The sequence below is a fragment of the Bacillus sp. RO1 genome (assembly GCF_012524115.1).
Lineage (GTDB): Bacteria > Bacillota > Bacilli > Bacillales > Bacillaceae_I > Sutcliffiella_A.
In genome coordinates this window covers 1-17,168 of sequence record NZ_JAAZWB010000021.1, presented here as the reverse complement: position 1 = coordinate 17,168, position 17,168 = coordinate 1, and the positions used below count along the sequence as shown (strand labels likewise).

The window sequence follows — 17,168 nt, the reverse complement described above, 5'->3', positions numbered from 1 at the left end:
ATAGCAGACATGGCGAAAAAGTAGCAAAAAAAAAGAAGGCCACCTAAAAAGGTGCCTTCTCTGCGTATTGAGGCGAGGGACAGCATGACCACATTCATGCCTTGCTAAAAGCGTGTCCGTCGACTTACACAATTCAGCTCATCGCCTAAACAATATAACATAGATTTGCGATAAAACATAATAAATAGTTTATTCAGATAAAATTATTATTTATTGAATAAAATAAGTTTGAACTTCTCAAATAGGTAGAATAAAGGAAATATAGGACTTAATAAGTAGAAAAGGTATAATGGTGAAAGATAATAAATATATGTATAAAAAAAGTGTATGCGTTTAAAAAGTCAGGAGAGAGTAAGATGAAGGAGTTTTTACAAGATAAACAATCTGAAATGCTAGAGTTATTGGAAAAACTGGTCAATATTGATAGTGGCTCTACTTCGAAGGAGGGAATTGATCAAATTGGATCTATTTTATCAAATGAGTATAGATCTATTGGATTTTCCGTTCAGGTGCTAGAGGAAGAAAAGTATGGACATCATTTAGTTATTCAACACCCTTTAGCAAAGGAACCTAATATAATTATTGTGGCACATATGGATACTGTGTTTCCTAACGGAACTGTACAATCTCGACCATTTAAGGTGGAGGGTGACAGAGCATATGGACCAGGTGTCATTGATATGAAAGCTAGCCAAGTTTCCATACTCTACGCGATGAAAGCGTTAATTCATTCTCATTCAAAAGCTTACCAGAATGTTGTACTTGTGTTGAACAGTGATGAAGAGATAGGATCTCCATCTTCCAAATCCCTTATTGAGAGCAAAGCAAAGGATAAAAAATATGCGCTGATCATGGAACCAGCGAGAAAAGATGGTTCTTTAGTAACTGCCAGAAGAGGAAAAGGAAAATATACTATAAATGTGCGTGGACGGGCAGCGCACTCTGGAATTGAACCTGAAAAAGGGAGAAGTGCCATTGAAGAACTGGCACATAAAGTCATTCAGTTACATGCCCTTAACGATCATTCTAAGGGAATTAGTGTTAATGTAGGTTTAATTGAGGGAGGATCCTCTGTCAATACGGTGTCTGATAGTGCAGTAGCACATGTAGACATAAGAATAACAGAACGAGAACAGGCAAAACCTATTGAACAGAAATTGGAAAAAATTTGTGCGTCTACAGATGTCAAAGGAACCGAAGTTGAGCTGGTCGGAGAAATGAACAGGCTACCGATGGAAAAGACAGCACGAACTGAATCGCTGTTACATGTCATTGAAAAAGTAGGCGAACAAATTGGTGTAGAGGTTAAAGACACTGCTACAGGCGGCGGGTCGGATGCCTCCTTTACTGCTGCAATGGGAATTGCCACCGTAGACGGAATGGGTCCGGTCGGTGGTAATGCCCACAGTGAAGAGGAATATCTTGAGATCCCTTCCTTAACAGAGAGAACGGAACTTTTGGCACAGACGATTGCCGCTTTGGGAGAATAGAATATCATACCAAAAGAGATGACCTTAGGAACATTCATTCCAAGGTCATCTTTTTATTTCTTTTTTAAAAAACTTATTGTATTTTTATACATACGTAGTTATAATAATTCATATTATTAACGCATGGAGAGGATGAAGGACTTGAAGGTTGGAATTATCGGAGCGAACGGATATAGTGGCGCAGAACTTATAAGAATTTTAAAGCAACATCCAGAAGTGGAATTAAGTTTTCTAGGTTCACACTCTACAAGTGGAACACTTATCACTAAACAATATCCCCATTTACAAGGGATTTGTGAAAATAAATTAGAAGAAATGAATGTAGACGATATTTTTGGGTATGCCGATTTGTTCTTTTTTGCTACACCATCTGGTGTCGCAAAAAATCATGTTCATAGATTTGTAGAAGAGGAGATTCCTTGCATAGATCTATCTGGAGATCATCGGTTAAAAGATTCTCACTTATACAACGAATGGTATAAATATTCACCAGCGCCAACTAGCGTTTTACAAAAATCTACATATGGGCTGCCAGAACTATTCAGAGAAGAAATCAAAAATGCTTTATTAATTGCAAATCCCGGCTGTTATCCTACGGCAACATTGATTGGTCTTGCACCTTTATTAAAAAACAATCTGGTTCATCTAAACAGCATCATCATTGATGGGAAATCAGGAGTAACCGGGGCCGGTAGAAAAGCTTCCATGGGCACTCATTATTGCGAAGTTAATGAAAATGTAAAAGCTTATAAACTAGGAAACCATCAACACATCCCGGAAATGGAACAAGTGATTCAGACATATACAAATTCTAATGCCACCATTTCTTTTACTCCACATCTTGTTCCAATGGCAAGGGGGATAATGTGCACAATCTACTGTGAGCTGACACAATCTTTATCAACGAAAGATGCTTTAGAACTATATCATGAGTTCTATCGACAAGAGTATTTTGTTCGAATCAGACAGGAGAACCAATGGCCCTCCACTAAAGAGGTTTACAGCTCGAACTATTGTGACCTTGGAATAGCAGTGGACGAAAGAACCAACAGAATCACAATCGTCTCTGTAATTGACAATGTAATGAAAGGGGCATCGGGGCAGGCAGTTCAAAACATGAACATCATGAACGGTTGGAACGAACAAACAGGACTGAAGATAACTCCAGTTTATCCATAAAAAAGAGGTGAGAATATGAAATTGGAAATATTATCAAACAATAGAAAATGGATTGCTTTGGAACAAGGAAATATTTGTACTCCCAAAGGCTTTTCAGCCGGTGGCCTGCACTGCGGAATAAAACGTAAACGAAAAGACCTGGGCTGGATTTATAGTGAAGTTCCAGCAACAGCTGCAGCAGTTTACACAACCAATCAATTTCAGGCACCACCGCTTAAAGTATCACAAGAAAGCATCAACACTAACGGAACTCTTCAAGGAGTCATTGTTAACTCCGGTAATGCCAACTCTTGTACAGGTAAAGTAGGTTTACAAAACGCTTATAAAATGAGAGAAATGTTTGCCGAGAAAGCCTGTCTTAGAGAGGACGATGTTGCAGTTATTTCCACAGGAGTCATAGGGGAACAACTTCCAATGAACAAGCTAGTTACAGGGGTGGAATCGATATCAACGGTTGTTAATTATGATGCTCCTTCATTTGAAGAAGCCATTCTGACTACAGACACATTTACGAAACATATATGTCTTCAGTTAGAAACAGAAAATAAGGTATACACAATAGCAGGAGCAGCAAAGGGATCGGGAATGGTTCATCCAAACATGGCAACCATGCTTGGGTTTGTCACAACAGATATCAATATTCATCATGAACTATTGCAACAAGCTTTAAGAGAAGTAACGGCAGAGACATTTAATATGATTACCGTGGACGGAGATACAAGTACAAATGACATGGTGCTTGTGTTGGCAAATGGGATGGCTGGAAATGAACCATGGACAATAGATGACGTTGAATATTCTCTTTTCAAAGAAGGACTTCACATAGTGTGTCAATCACTCTCTAAACAAATAGCCCGAGATGGGGAAGGTGCAACAAAATTAGTTGAAGTACAAGTAAACGGTGCCAAAACGGTTAACGATGCACAAGTAATTGCAAAATCCATTGTCGGCTCAAGCTTGGTGAAAACGGCGGTTTTTGGTCAGGACCCAAACTGGGGCAGAATAGTGTCAGCAGTGGGTTATAGCGGGATTACGATCAATACGGAAAAAATCAAATTAAAGATTGGACCTGTCTTAATTGTTGAAGATGGTATGCCTGTTTCATTCTGTGAAGAGGAAGCCAAATCCTATTTGAAGAATGAAAAAATTGAAATTACTGTAGATCTTCATGCCGGAAACGAAAATGCTACGGCATGGGGTTGTGATTTATCCTACGATTATGTACGAATCAATGCATCTTATCGAACTTGAAGGAGGCCAGATTATGAAAATATTCGTAATAAAATGTGGGGGCAGTACAATGGAGAAACTTTCCCCCTCTTTTTTTACTGAATTAGTGGAATTAAAAAACAAGCATCAAATTCAACCCATTGTAGTTCATGGTGGGGGACCTTCTATTTCTACTATTTTGTCCTCCTTAGATGTGGAAACCACTTTCGTAAAAGGTTTAAGAAAAACGACGGAACCTGTATTGGAAGTAGTGGAAATGGTCTTGTCAGGATCGATGAACAAGCATCTTGTCCGTCAAGTAATGAAAGCAGGCGGTAATGCTATGGGTTTAAGTGGAGTAGACGGGAAGTTTCTTATCGCAGAACCGGTTGCCAATACAGAGGAGCTAGGGTTAGTTGGCGAAATTGTGGCTGTTAATAAAGAACTATTACTTCCAATCATGCAACAAGAGATTATTCCAATTATCTCACCAGTTGCTGTTGATACAGACGGCCAGCACTACAACATTAATGCGGATATGGCAGCTGCTGCTGTTGCAACGGCATTCCGTGCGCCGCTTTGCATGATCACTGATGTTGATGGAGTGCATGTAGGAGACTCTGTCGCGTCTAAGTTATCAGATTTAGAAGTTTTTAGCTTAATAGAAAGTAATCAAATTACCGGTGGGATGATTCCAAAAGTAGAGGCTGCCATTCAATGCTTATCAAAAGGGGTGAGTAAAATTGGAATAATCAATGGAACTACAAGGGATGCCTTAACCCAGTTTGCATTGAACCTTACAGGTGCAGGTACATCATTCTATCTTGAGGAGGTTATGGAGAAAAGTGTCTAAATCTGCTACTAAATACTCACCAATAATGAATACATATAGCAGGCTGCCTTTATCAATCCAAAAAGGTAAAGGAACATATGTATGGTCTGACAAGAATGAAGCGTATCTCGATTTCACTTCGGGAATAGCAACCTGCAATTTAGGCCATTGTCCCCCTGAAGTTCAAAAGGCTCTTGAAAAACAACTGTCTGATCTTTGGCATACGTCCAACCTTTATCACGTTCCAAAACAGGAAGAACTTGCTCGCCTACTAGTGGAAAAATCCTGCTTTGATCAGGTTTTTTTCTGTAATAGCGGTGCAGAGGCAAATGAGGCTGCTATTAAGCTTGTAAGAGCCCTGGCTAATAACAATCGTAAAAAGCAAGCTAGCATTGTTACTTTTCAGCAAAGCTTTCACGGAAGAACCTTGGCTACAGTGGCTGCAACAGGTCAAGATAAAATCAAGTCTGGATTTGAACCTATGCTAGAAGGGTTTATCCATCTTCCTTATAACGATTACCAATCTCTCCAAACCATAAGAGAACTGGAACCAACAGCTGTCATGCTTGAACTTCTTCAAGGCGAGGGTGGAGTGGTCCCGGCAGAACCTGATTGGGTTAAGAAACTAGCTTCTTTATGTAAGGAAAAAGAAATTCTACTCGTCGTCGATGAAGTGCAAACGGGAATGGGGCGTACAGGAAGCCTTTTTTTATATGAACAGTACGATGTAGAACCAGATATCATGACACTAGCCAAAGGACTCGGCTCTGGTTTTCCGATTGGCGCGATGCTTGCTAAAGAAGAGGTCGCTGCTGCCATTAAACCTGGAATGCATGGAAGTACTTTTGGCGGGAACCCGTTAGCATGTACTGCAGGAATTGAAACTTTAAACATAATAAGCGAAGAAAACTTTTTGAAAAATGTTGCAGAACAAAGCCATTTCCTGCATTCACAGCTTGAAAGCTTACTAGATGACTTTTCCTTTATCAAAGGAAAAAGGGGAAAGGGTATGTTAATAGGTTTAGAGATAAATGGTAACGCAATTGATATAGTCAAACTGGCAATAGAAGAAAAGCTATTACTTTTAAGTGCGGGTCCAAACGTGGTAAGACTGCTTCCACCTCTCACAATCTCACAAGGTGAAGTGGTCTCTTTTGTTCAAAAATTCATTAAGGTACTAAAGCAATACAGGGAGGAAGAACATGGATAATGGATATTTAGTTTTAGAGACAGGGGAAGTTTTCCCGGGTACTTTAATAGGAAATAAAAGGGATGCGATAGGGGAAGTGGTTTTTAACACCAGTATGACTGGTTATCAGGAAATCATGTCAGATCCCTCTTATGCAGGCCAAATTATCGTTTTTTGTTATCCGTTAATTGGAAACTATGGCTTTAACCCACAAGATTATGAAGCCCAAAACATTTATGCAAAAGGTGTAGTCATGGGAGAGGCTTGTTACTTGCCTAATCATTACTCTTCTGAGGTGGCAGCACCTGAACTTTTGGAAAAAATGGGAATCAGTGGACTTAGTAATGTGGATACAAGAGAGCTTGTTAAAACGATTCGAAAACGGGGGTCGGTGAAAGGGTTTATTACTGACTCTATAAAAGACTTCCCCGATGTAATAGTTCCAGAAAATTGGGTGGAAATGGTGTCCACTCCAAAAATAAAAAACTATCCTGGGGCAGGTCCTCATATTGTTCTACTGGATTATGGTTATAAAAAGTCAATATTAGAAGCTTTGCTTCATGCAAATTGTCAGGTAACAGTTGTGCCTTTTACCACAAGCCTAGAAGAAGTAGAGACTCTTCAACCTGATGGTGTGTTATTAAGTAATGGTCCTGGAAATCCAGAAGTTTTGAAGAGTCACTTGCCAAAAATAAAAAAGATTGCAGAAAAATTGCCAACGCTAGGAATCTGCCTTGGCCATCAATTGTTAGCTATGGCATTTGGTGCAAAAACAGAAAAATTGCTTTTTGGACATAGAGGCGGCAATCACCCTGTCAAAGATCTTGCAACAGGGAAAGTGTATATCACGTCTCAAAATCACAGCTATAACGTAAAAGAAGATTCTATTAATCTAGAAGTCTTTTCTATTACCTATAAAAATATCAACGATGGCACAGTGGAAGGCCTTCAACTTAAAAATTTTCCTGCTTTAAGTGTTCAATTTCATCCGGAAGCACACCCTGGACCGCAGGATACCAATTATATATTTGAAAAATTTTTAACACTCATCCATGAGAAAATAGGAGTAATGTCTTATGCCATTTAACAAAACAATAAAAAAAGTGTTGGTAATCGGGTCAGGACCGATTGTCATCGGTCAAGCAGCTGAGTTTGACTATGCTGGAACACAAGCTTGCCTTGCTCTTAAAGAAGAGGGGATAGAAGTGGTCCTCGTAAACAACAATCCTGCGACCATCATGACTGATGTTGATATTGCAGATCACGTTTATATGGAACCTTTAACAGTGGAAAGTTTAGAGAAAATTATCGAAAAAGAACAGCCTGATGGAATTATTGGAACGCTTGGCGGACAGACGGCATTGAACCTGATAGTAGAGCTTTCGGACAAAGATATCTTGGAAAAACATAATGTTTCAGTCCTTGGAACATCCGTTCACTCTATTCAACAAGGAGAGGACCGAGAACTGTTTCGGAAACTGATGATGGAGTTGAATGAACCAGTTCCAGAATCCCAAATTGTCCATTCTCTAAAAGAAGGCCTTCAATTTGTAAAGAAAATCGGTTACCCGCTTATCATCAGACCGGCATACACCTTAGGCGGAGAAGGTGGGGGCTTTGCATATAACAATATAGAGTTTGAAACCATACTGAAAAAAGGATTAAGCCTGAGTCCCATAGGTCAAGTATTAGTGGAAAGAAGTATAAAAGGCTGGAAAGAAGTGGAGTACGAGGTGATGCGTGATGAAAACGATACTTGCATCATCGTCTGTAACATGGAAAATTTTGATCCGGTAGGCGTTCATACTGGAGACTCTATTGTAGTGGCTCCATCCCAAACATTAACTGATAGACAATTTCAACTACTAAGAAATGCAAGTTTAAAAATTATCAGAAACTTAAAGATTGTCGGAGGCTGTAATATCCAATTTGCTATGGATCCACAGTCAGACGATTACTATATTATCGAGGTGAATCCTCGGGTAAGCCGTTCATCCGCTCTTGCATCAAAGGCAACCGGTTATCCGATTGCAAGAATGGCAGCCAAGTGTGCAGTAGGTTACCACCTGGATGAAATTAAAAATCCAATTACAGGCTCTACGTATGCTTCCTTTGAACCTGCACTTGATTATGTTGTAGTGAAGTTACCAAGGTTTCCATTTGATAAATTTCCTGAAGCGGATTCAACCCTAAGTACTCAAATGAAGGCAACTGGTGAGGTACTTGCGATTGACCGTACCTTTGAAGGAGCTTTGAATAAAGGGCTACGATCTTTGGAGATGAAATTAAACGGGATTACACATCCTGTAATAGAGAATATGGAAGAGGCTCAATGGTTGCGATTAGTCAAGGAGCCAACGCATTTAAGACTTTTTGCCATCACACACGCTTTTAGAAAAGGTGTTTCATTGGAGTCCATACATGAGATGACTTCTGTTGATAAATGGTTCCTTCATAAACTACAACAAATGGCAATGCTCGAAAAAGTCATTTCAAACAATAGTTTGGATACATTACCCCTTGAGACTTTAAAAATAGCAAAACGTCATAATATCAGTAATGACAGACTGAGTGCCTTGTTAGGTTGCAACTATGAAGAATTAGCGTTCCTTATGAATGATTACAATATATTTCCCTCCTATAAACTAGTTGACACGTGTGCAGCTGAATTTGAGGCTATAACTCCTTACTACTATTCCACTTACAATGGAGGGGATGAAGTAGAAGTCAGTCATAACAAAAAAGCACTTATTGTAGGTTCCGGTCCAATCCGTATCGGTCAAGGAATTGAGTTCGATTATTGCTCAGTTCATGCAGTAAAAGCCCTGAAGAAAGCAGGATATGAAACCATAGTCGTAAATAACAACCCTGAAACAGTCAGTACTGACTTTTCGGTGGCTGATAAACTTTATTTTGAACCCATTACAGTAGAAGATATTTTACCCATTATTCAAAAGGAAAAGATTGATCTGGTCTTTATTCAATTTGGTGGTCAGACTGCCATCAACCTTGCTGAAGGGCTAAAAAGTAATGGTGTCAAAATAGCAGGAACGAGCATCGAATCAATTGACAAGCTTGAGGACAGATCACACTTCTATTCTTTATTGGAATCAGTTGGTATTCCCCATATTGATGGGATGATGGTGGATCACCACAACCAATTGCAGGCAGCAGCTAATACTATCGGTTATCCTGTATTGGTGCGTCCATCTTATGTGATAGGTGGGCAATCCATGTATACACTTTTTAATGAAAAAGAATTAAATCAATTCAGCCAAACACACCAAAATAATGACACCATATGGCCTTTATTGGTCGATCGGTATGTTCCGGGTCTTGAATGTGAACTGGATGTAATATCAGATGGAGATAAAATATATATCCCAGCAATATTTGAACACATTGAAAAGGCAGGAATCCATTCAGGTGACAGCCTTGCCGTTCTTCCACCGATTTCCCTGTCAGAACAAGTGAAAGAACGACTAATCGAGTACACAAGGAAAATTTGTCAGGCTGCAAAAATAGTTGGAATTGCCAATATCCAATTTGTCATATCCGGAGACATTATCTATTGCTTAGAAGTAAATCCAAGGGCTTCCAGAACAGTCCCTATTGTTAGTAAAGTTACGAATGTACCAATGATAGAACTGGCAATTAGAGCGCAATTGGGTGAGAAACTCAGTCAAAGTGGCCTAAAAGAGGATCCTGGTTTTTGGACGGTCAAAGCACCTGTCTTTTCGGATGCTAAACTAAAGGACGTGGATCATGTTTTAGGACCTGAAATGAAGTCTACTGGAGAAATTATCGGACTTGGAATGACTTTAGAAGAGGCGATGAGTAAAGCATTGTTCCTTGGGAAAAAAAGCCCATTCTCGCTCATGCAAGAAGAAAATATGATTTTTTGCTCCATTGCAGATCGTGAAAAGACAAATGCTCTTCCACTTATGAAGGAACTTGTGAACAAAGGATTTTCTATCATTGCAACAAAAGGGACAGCTGATTTCTTAAAAGAAAATAACATAAAAGTGAGTACCATTTTGCAAAAGGAAATAGACATCACATTAAAAATGGAGAAGTTTGTTGCGGCAATCATCATACCTACCATTGGAAGAGATCAGTTACGTAATGGAGCAATGTACCGCGCATTATGCACCATGAACAGAATAAAAACTTTTACATGTTTAGAAACCGCTCAACAAGCCATCATGCTGAACGATAATTTACAACAACATTATCAAACTATAAATGATTATATAAAAAATAAAAAGAGAGAGGTTGAATATTTATGCAAAGTGTACTAAAATGGGAAACGAACAAGGAGACCTATCATGTTAGTCAATCTCATTTTTTGACACTTGGATCCTTTTCACAAGAAGACATTCATTATTTATTAGAAGATGCTATGAAACTAAAAAAATATCAAAAAGAGGGAATACCTCACCCGTTTTTGCAAGGTAAAGTGCTTGCTATGCTTTTTGAAAAGGCTTCTACAAGAACAAGAGTATCGTTTGAAGTCGGCATGCTGCAACTTGGTGGTCATGCAATATTCCTAAGCTCCAATGATATTCAATTAGGGCGAGGAGAGTCCCCGGCAGATACAGCAAAGGTTTTGTCCCGTTATGTAGACGGATTGATGATACGCACCTTCGAGCATCAAATATTAGAGGAATTTGCATATCATTCAGACGTACCAATAATTAACGGTCTAACTGATTCCCATCATCCAGCTCAAGTCTTGGCAGATCTTTTGACCATCAAGGAGCACAAAGGGAAGCTAAAAGGCTTAAAGTTATGTTACTTGGGAGATGCAAACAATAATATGTCTCATTCTTTGATAGAAGGTGCAGTAAAAGTAGGCATGGATATTTCCATAGCTTGTCCTACTGGGTTTGTACCCGATCTTGACATTCTCACTGCAATGCAGAAGGAGGCACTTATAACAGGTTCGTCTATTCAGGTCGGAGAGTGCCCTGTTGAAATGATCAAGGATGCGGATGTAGTCGTAACAGATGTCTGGACCAGCATGGGGCAAGAAGCAGAAACAGAAGCAAGACTTAAAGAATTTGCGCCTTATCAAGTAAACAGTGAGCTTTGCAAACATGCTAAGGATGATTTTATCTTTTTGCATTGCCTGCCAGCACACCGCGGAGAAGAAGTAACGGCTGAAATAATTGATGGATCTCATTCTGTTGTATTTGATGAAGCAGAAAACAGACTTCATGCACAAAAAGCCATTTTGAAGGCTTTGTTAGGTAACTAAATTTTTTTACACTTAAATGTATAAAAATACAACAACTTAGATTTTTATACTAGAGGAGGAATTGACATGAAGAAAGAAAAAGTGGTTTTAGCTTATTCAGGTGGACTTGATACTTCTGTTTCCGTTAAATGGTTACAAGAGAAATATGGCTATGATGTCATTGCACTGGGTCTTGATGTTGGTGAGGGTAAGGACCTCGAGTCAATCAAACAAAAGGCTCTCGATGTGGGTGCAATCAAAGCTATTATGATTGATGCAAAAGAGATGCTTGCCAAAGATTATATTGTCCCTGCATTAAAATCGAATGCGATGTATGAAGGTAAATACCCGTTATCATCTGCATTGTCTCGTCCACTTATATCAAAGCTGCTTGTACAAGTAGCAGAGGAAGAGGGAGCGGTGGCAGTGGCACATGGTTGTACTGGGAAAGGGAACGATCAAGTCCGTTTTGAAGTTTCCATTCAAGCGCTAAATCCTAATTTAAAAGTCATTGCGCCTGTTCGTGAGTGGGGAATGACAAGAGATGAGGAAATCGAATATGCTGTGAAACATAATATTCCAATTCCAGTTAATCTGGATAATCCTTTCTCCATAGATGCCAATATATGGGGAAGAGCATGTGAAGCAGGGGTCTTGGAGAATCCATGGAATGAAGCACCAGAAGCAGCTTTTGATTGGACTAATCCGATTGAACTGACACCAGATCAGCCAGAATACCTAGAAATTAGCTTTGAGAAAGGTATACCTGTTGCTTTAAATGAAAAGCAAATGGGCCTCGTTGATCTTATTGAGGAATTAAATTTGCTCGGTGGAAAGCATGGGGTCGGAAGAATCGATCATATTGAAAATCGCTTGGTAGGAATTAAATCAAGAGAAGTATACGAGAACCCTGCAGCCCTTATCCTTATTCAAGCACATAAAGAACTTGAGTTCTTGACCCTTCCAAGAGAAGTTAGCCAGTTTAAAGCTTCTATTGATGAGCAAATGGCCAAGGTCATTTATGAAGGTCTATGGTATTCTCCTTTAGTAAACGCTCTTGGGGCATTTATTGAAGAGACACAGAAAAATGTAACAGGAAAAATTCGAGTGAAACTCCAAAAAGGCAATCATACAGTAGTTGGACGCCAATCGCCATACAGCCTTTACAATGAAGAGCTTGCAACCTATTCCAAAGGGGATATGTTTGATCATAACGCAGCAGTAGGCTTCATCAAACTATGGGGACTTCCTACAAAAGTTTACGCAGAAATCCATAACACAGAAAAGGTGACATTGTAATGATACGTTAACTGTTGATTTCCGTTCCAGGCGCTTCGCTTTCCACGGGCGGTCCGGGAGCCTCCTCTCAACGCTTCAGGGGGTCTCCCTTGTCCCTTCTTCCCGAAGGACTAGGAAGGCTTCGGCAGCTTTTCATCGCACGAAGAAAATGAGCTAGCATTTTCGAGGAGTCTGGGCACCTTCCACTACAATCAACATGGTTATCACAAATTACACTAAAAAAGAGGAGGCATCAAGATGACAAAGCTCTGGGGTGGAAGATTTACAAAAGAAACAAACAAACTTGTAGAAGAGTTCACAGCATCCATCGAATTTGATAGTGAACTCGCACTAGAAGATATCAAAGGAAGCATGGCACATGTCCAAATGCTAAGTGACTGCGACATCATCCCAAAAGACGACGCAAAAACAATTCAACATGGACTCCAAGTAATCCAAAACAAAATAAATGCAGGCGAAGTCGAATTCTCCGTTGCACATGAAGACATTCATATGAACATTGAAAAACTGTTAATAGATGAAATAGGTCCGGTAGGAGGAAAACTTCACACTGGAAGAAGCCGCAATGACCAAGTGGCAACGGATATGCACTTATATCTAAAAAAACAAACAGAAAAGATCATATCATTACTGACGGATGTACAAAGTTCCATCTTAATAAAGTCTAAAGAAAACGTGCAAACGATTTTACCTGGCTACACGCATTTGCAACGCGCCCAACCTGTGTCATTTGCTCACCATCTGATGGCATATTTCTGGATGTTTGAACGTGACAAGGAGCGTCTACAAGACAGCCTAAAGCGAATCAATTGGTCACCACTTGGAGCGGGTGCCTTGGCGGGCACTACCTTCCCGATAGATCGAGCACAGACCGCCTCCTTATTAGGATTTGATAAAGTATACCCTAACAGCATGGATGCAGTCAGTGACCGTGATTTTATCGTCGAGTTTCTATCTCATGCATCACTTATCATGACACACATCTCACGCTTATCAGAAGAAATGGTCATTTGGTCAAGTCAGGAATTCCAATTCATTGAACTAGACGACTCTTTCTGTACAGGGTCAAGTATTATGCCTCAAAAGAAAAACCCGGATGTACCGGAATTGCTTCGAGCCAAAACGGGGAGAGTTTATGGAAATCTCGTTGGACTTTTGACAGTCCTAAAAGGGTTGCCATTGGCTTACAACAAGGACATGCAGGAAGACAAGGAAGGGATGTTCGATACAGTCAAAACGGTCGTTGGTTCCCTGAAACTATTGGCACCTATGATCCATACGATGACTGTAAACGAAAATAAGATGTATGAAGCGGTATCTCAAGACTTTTCAAATGCTACAGATATTGCCGATTATTTAGTGACCAAAGGTTTGCCATTTAGACAGGCTCATGAAATTATCGGTAAAATTGTACTTTATGCGATTAACCAGAACAAATACCTTTTAGGATTATCGCTAGAAGAGTATAGGGAATTTTCCCCCTTATTTTCAGATGATATCTTCCAGTTGCTTCAGCCAAAACACGTGGTGGGTGCAAGGAAAAGTGAAGGTGGTACATCCTTCGAACAAGTAGAAAGCCAGTTAGCATTAGCAGAGCAGCTAATATATGATTCTGTACCAACTTCATAATTTGCAAAACGGCAAACCCTCGTTCACAATGGAGTTATATTATTGTGAAGGAGGGTATTTTATTGAAATTACATAACAAAAAAATAATTCAATTGGTTAGTGACGATTTTGAGGACTTGGAGCTTTGGTATCCCGTTCTACGTTTGCGTGAAGAAGGTGCAGAAGTGGTCATTGCGGGGGAAAAAGCAGGAACGACCTACATCGGAAAATATGGCGTACCGATTGAATCCGACATATCTTTTCACGATGCAAACCCAGCAGATTACGATGCCATCTTGGTCCCTGGAGGATGGTCACCAGATAAACTTCGTAGATATGAGGATATTCTAACATTTATTCGAACTATGGATGAGCAACAGAAACCAATCGGTCAAATTTGCCATGCAGGCTGGGTGCTTATATCAGCAAAGATACTTCAAGGGAAAAAAGTAACCAGTACACCTGGAATTAAGGACGATATGATAAACGCCGGAGCAGAGTGGGTCGACGAAGCAGTAATTGTTGACGGTAATATCATCTCCAGCAGAAGACCACCTGACCTTCCAGACTACATGAGAGAATTCATCCAAGTATTAGCCGACTAAATAGATAGAGATTATGTTAAACCAAATTGATTGCAGTGGAAGGCGCAAGACTCCTATGGGAGGAAGGGACAAGGAAGACCTCTCAACGAAGTGAGGAGGCTTCCGGACCGCCCATAGAATGCGAAGAGCCTGGGACGGAAATCAATTGTTAAAGCTACCGTAGGGGGAGAAACATTGAAAAAAACATATAAAGTTGGAGTAGTTGGGCTAGGTGTGGTGGGCCAACGGCTAATCTCAGCATTTCAAAACAACGAAAATACTCAAATCGCCGCAGTGTGCGATTATAATGAATCCTTGGCAAAAGAAACAGCCATTGAATGCGGTGATATATCTTACTTTTCTGACTACAAAGAACTTATTCAATTGAAAGAAATTGATTTTGTTTATGTCGCGGTTCCACCAGCAGTGCATTATGAGGTTGTCATGTTCGCTTTTCAACACAATAAACATGTTCTCTGTGAAAAGCCACTTGCCAATTCTGAGGAAGAAGCAGAAGCTATGCTACGTGCTGCAGAGAAATCTGGTTTAGCTCATGCCATGCATTTTCCTCTTGTATATGAAAAAGCATTTGCAACAATAGAGGATTATGTAAACAAAGACTCATTCGGAAAAATAAAGCGCATTACCTTAAAAATGCACTTTGACCAGTGGCCAAGACCTTGGCAACAAACAAATTGGATAGCTTCCAGAAAACAAGGGGGATTCATCAGAGAAATCTCCCCACATTACCTTCAATTGATTCTCCATTTTTTTGGACCTGTAAAAGAAGTCAAAAGTTATGTTGATTACCCTTCTGATCCCCAATTAAGTGAGCAAGGCATCATTGCAATGCTTAAGCTTGAAAATGGAGTCAGTGTTCTAATTGATGGACTTGCAGGGCAAGCAGAAAATGAAGAAATAGCTTTTACCATACATGGGGAAAATCAGAGCCTTTCTTTAATTAACTGGAGAAAGGTGAAATTAGCAAATAAAGGTGAAACTTGGCAAGACATGAAAGACTCCGAATTAGTAAGTCCAAATAGCAGCTTGGTCGAACATTTTGTTAACAAGTTAAATAATGAAGAGGCCTTTCTTGTTGGATTTGAAGAAGGTTTACAGGTTCAACGTGTTTTAGAACAACTTATTCGATAACGAACGTTACCAAATTTATCTCTTTTTTATCATTATTACCAATAATACTTTTAAGTGAAATTGCAAAACTAAAAACGTATTAATGATGAAAAGGAGATGTACGATGAAGAAATTTATGAAGGTAACGATAATTACTGCTTTTGCATTATCTTTAATGGTCGGTTGTAACAATGGTGCTACTAACGATAATGAAAATATGGATAACAACAACACGGCTTTTCTTGATAATGATAATGACAATGGAATCACTCATGTAAGAAATGATGCTCGTGGGATGGGTCAAAGTGCAGATGTCCAAGAAATCAACAATGGATTCTTAACAATTGATCAAAACTCTTTCAGCACATCAATACCAAGTGAAAAGTTCCCGCATTTTGAGAAATTCCAGCAAGAAGGACCATTCGCTATTTACAAATTCCAGCAAGAAATACCTCAGGGTCAACAAGGACAACCTGCACCTGCTCAGCCGGAACAAAAACAAGCTCCACAAGGCGGACAAGCTGCACCTCCTGAGAATCAACCTGCAGAAGAACCAGCAGATGAAAATCAACAACAGGCTGAAGAGTCAACAGAAGGAATTTCTGAAACAGAAATGAAAGTTATAGAGCTAACTAATGCGGAGCGCCGCAAAAATGGATTATCAGATCTTAAAGCTGATGCTTCATTAAGCAACGTTGCTCGTGATAAATCCAAAGATATGCAAGCCAACAATTACTTTTCTCATACAAGTCCAACTCATGGATCTCCATTTGATATGATGAGAGACTACGGTATTTCTTATAATACTGCCGGTGAAAATATTGCAATGGGTCAACGTTCTCCTGAAGAGGTAGTTCAGGCATGGATGAACAGTGAAGGACACCGTAAAAACATTCTTACTCCAGATTTCACACATATCGGTGTTGGTTATGTAGAAGAAGGAAATTATTGGACACAAATGTTTATCGGTAAATAAGTAACATATTGAAGCAAATTTAATCTTATGGTTAGATTTGCTTTTTTTGTTTAGAAAGTTCTGGAATAATCATTAGGGTAATGCTTGATATGATCGTCGTGATGAAGACCTCGATGATGAGAAGTAAAGGAGAAGAGAGGTCCTCATGGTGGTGATGAAGACCGCTGTGACGAGGAAAGAGGAGAAGAGAGGACCTCATGGTGGTGATGAAGACCTTAGGGAAGAGGAAAGAGGAGAAGAGAGGTCCTCATGGTGGTGATGAAGACCTCAGGGACGAGGAAAGAGGAGAAGAGAGGTCCTCATGGTGAACTGCCCCCTGTCAAGTAGACACTTGAAATAATAAAACAAGACTAAGCTGTCTTAGCCCTGTATTCTAAAGGGCTAAGACCGTTTAATCGTTTTTGATAACGGTCATGATTATAAAAATGAATG

General features: G+C 39.7%; 14 protein-coding genes. 13 read left to right on the top strand and 1 reads right to left on the bottom strand.

The features are described from left to right. The first annotated feature begins 356 nt into the window (after window positions 1-356). The 13 genes from HC179_RS01110 to HC179_RS01050 all read left to right on the top strand — a co-directional run bounded on the left by HC179_RS01110 (window position 357) and on the right by HC179_RS01050 (window position 16,736). Window positions 357-1,490: a M20 family metallopeptidase gene (locus HC179_RS01110; protein WP_168862667.1), complete on the top strand. Its 1,134-nt coding sequence runs from the start codon at window positions 357-359 to the stop codon at window positions 1,488-1,490. A 141-nt stretch (window positions 1,491-1,631) separates the two neighbouring features. Next, the gene (argC, locus tag HC179_RS01105; protein WP_205825177.1) at window positions 1,632-2,669 is read left to right on the top strand and encodes an N-acetyl-gamma-glutamyl-phosphate reductase; all 1,038 of its coding nucleotides are present in this window, start codon (window positions 1,632-1,634) and stop codon (window positions 2,667-2,669) included. Window positions 2,670-2,684: 15 nt separating this feature from the next. After that, window positions 2,685-3,920, top strand: coding sequence for a bifunctional ornithine acetyltransferase/N-acetylglutamate synthase (argJ, locus tag HC179_RS01100; protein ID WP_168862665.1), 1,236 nt, complete (start codon window positions 2,685-2,687; stop codon window positions 3,918-3,920). A gap of 13 nt (window positions 3,921-3,933) precedes the next feature. Beyond that, on the top strand, window positions 3,934-4,731 hold the full coding sequence (argB, locus tag HC179_RS01095) for an acetylglutamate kinase (RefSeq protein ID WP_168862664.1): 798 nt from the start codon (window positions 3,934-3,936) through the stop codon (window positions 4,729-4,731). Between the two features lie 25 nt (window positions 4,732-4,756). Beyond that, a complete protein-coding gene (locus HC179_RS01090) occupies window positions 4,757-5,920 on the top strand; it encodes an acetylornithine transaminase (RefSeq protein ID WP_168862687.1) in 1,164 nt (387 codons plus the stop codon). Further along, entirely contained in the window at window positions 5,913-6,986 is a 1,074-nt protein-coding gene (locus HC179_RS01085; RefSeq protein WP_168862663.1) for a carbamoyl phosphate synthase small subunit, read from the top strand. The genes HC179_RS01090 and HC179_RS01085 overlap by 8 nt, the downstream gene beginning before the upstream one ends. After that, window positions 6,976-10,200: a carbamoyl-phosphate synthase (glutamine-hydrolyzing) large subunit gene (carB, locus tag HC179_RS01080; protein WP_168862662.1), complete on the top strand. Its 3,225-nt coding sequence runs from the start codon at window positions 6,976-6,978 to the stop codon at window positions 10,198-10,200. The genes HC179_RS01085 and carB overlap by 11 nt, the downstream gene beginning before the upstream one ends. Beyond that, on the top strand, window positions 10,185-11,159 hold the full coding sequence (gene argF / locus HC179_RS01075; protein WP_168862661.1) for an ornithine carbamoyltransferase: 975 nt from the start codon (window positions 10,185-10,187) through the stop codon (window positions 11,157-11,159). Before carB ends, argF begins: the two co-directional genes overlap by 16 nt. A gap of 66 nt (window positions 11,160-11,225) precedes the next feature. Then, window positions 11,226-12,437, top strand: a complete 1,212-nt coding sequence (locus tag HC179_RS01070) for an argininosuccinate synthase (protein WP_168862660.1) — start codon at window positions 11,226-11,228, stop codon at window positions 12,435-12,437. A gap of 237 nt (window positions 12,438-12,674) precedes the next feature. Beyond that, window positions 12,675-14,066, top strand: coding sequence for an argininosuccinate lyase (gene argH, locus HC179_RS01065; protein ID WP_168862659.1), 1,392 nt, complete (start codon window positions 12,675-12,677; stop codon window positions 14,064-14,066). A gap of 62 nt (window positions 14,067-14,128) precedes the next feature. Continuing rightward, the gene (locus tag HC179_RS01060; protein ID WP_168862658.1) at window positions 14,129-14,650 is read left to right on the top strand and encodes a type 1 glutamine amidotransferase domain-containing protein; all 522 of its coding nucleotides are present in this window, start codon (window positions 14,129-14,131) and stop codon (window positions 14,648-14,650) included. A 174-nt stretch (window positions 14,651-14,824) separates the two neighbouring features. After that, entirely contained in the window at window positions 14,825-15,781 is a 957-nt protein-coding gene (locus HC179_RS01055) for a Gfo/Idh/MocA family protein (protein ID WP_168862657.1), read from the top strand. A gap of 103 nt (window positions 15,782-15,884) precedes the next feature. Beyond that, entirely contained in the window at window positions 15,885-16,736 is an 852-nt protein-coding gene (locus tag HC179_RS01050) for a CAP domain-containing protein (protein ID WP_240948434.1), read from the top strand. A gap of 350 nt (window positions 16,737-17,086) precedes the next feature. Here HC179_RS01050 and HC179_RS21315 read toward each other — a convergent pair. Beyond that, a partial coding sequence (locus HC179_RS21315) for an IS3 family transposase (protein WP_168862685.1) occupies window positions 17,087-17,168 on the bottom strand: 82 nt, incomplete at its 5' end.